This window comes from Streptomyces sp. CB01201, from assembly GCF_002803085.1.
In the GTDB taxonomy this organism is placed as follows: Bacteria; Actinomycetota; Actinomycetes; order Streptomycetales; family Streptomycetaceae; genus Streptomyces; species Streptomyces hundungensis.
Genome location: NZ_NNBJ01000004.1, coordinates 1 through 903, shown reverse-complemented (window position 1 = coordinate 903; position 903 = coordinate 1). Strand labels below are relative to the sequence as shown.

General features: G+C 74.3%; 1 protein-coding gene. It reads right to left on the bottom strand.

What is annotated here, in order from left to right; translation table 11 throughout:
* Positions 1–252: 252 nt before the first annotated feature.
* Positions 253–903, bottom strand: a 651-nt coding sequence (locus tag CG740_RS10130) for a DUF2690 domain-containing protein (protein ID WP_159030264.1), incomplete at its 5' end; no start/stop codon positions are given.

Genomic DNA, 903 nt, shown 5'->3' with positions numbered 1-903 from the left:
GAAGAGCAGCGCGTAGCCGATCTGGCCGGCCGCGCCGGTGACGGTGACATTCACGGGAGTGCGGGTCATGGCGATCTCCGTTGGAAACAGCGGGTGGTGGGGGTTTGCCCCTCGGCTCCGGGCACCCCGTACGCCGGGAACCTGACGTGCGACCGTCTGAATCTTGACGTGAAGAGATGTCCAGCGGTCAGGCTATCCGACCCAGCGCGTCCCACACCCCCGGAGCCCTGTGGGACGCCTCACGCTGATCGATCATTGACCGGTAGTGGTCGTTCCCGATCCGCCCGGACGACCGCCGGTGGCCGCTCCCGACGGTCCCGCGGCGGCCCGTCCCGCGGCGCAGCCACTCCTGCCGCTCTTCAGCGTGGCGCATGCGCGCGCGCCCGCCGGGCCCTGGACGGCGAGCATCCTGGTGTACGTGTCCCGGTAGGCGTCGGCCACCACCCGGTAGCCGGCCGCGGCGGGCGCGCTGATCTCCACCCGGTCGCCGGGGGCCACCTGCTTGAGCCGCGCCCAGGCGGCCCGGCAGATCCTGCTGTAGCGGACCTCGACGACCGAGGCGCCGACCTTGGCACTGCCCACCGTCTGGACCAACTTGTCGGTGCAGCCCATCAGTTCGGGATCCTGGCCGGTGCAGGACGCGGCCACGCACTTCACCCCGGCGGGCAGCGCGGGCGCGGAAGCGGAGGCGGAGGTGGAGCGGCTCGGGCTCGGTGCCGCCCGCGGCTGGTCGTCGCTGCGGCCGAGGTCGGTCAGGAGCACGGCGGACGTGATGACCAGGAGTGCGCCGATCACCCCGGCCAGGAACATGACGATCCGGCGCCGGTGGCGTCCGCCCGGGGGCCCGGGGGCCCGGGGCGGGCGCCGCTCGGCGGCCCCCTCGTCCGCCGGCGGCCCGGCCGG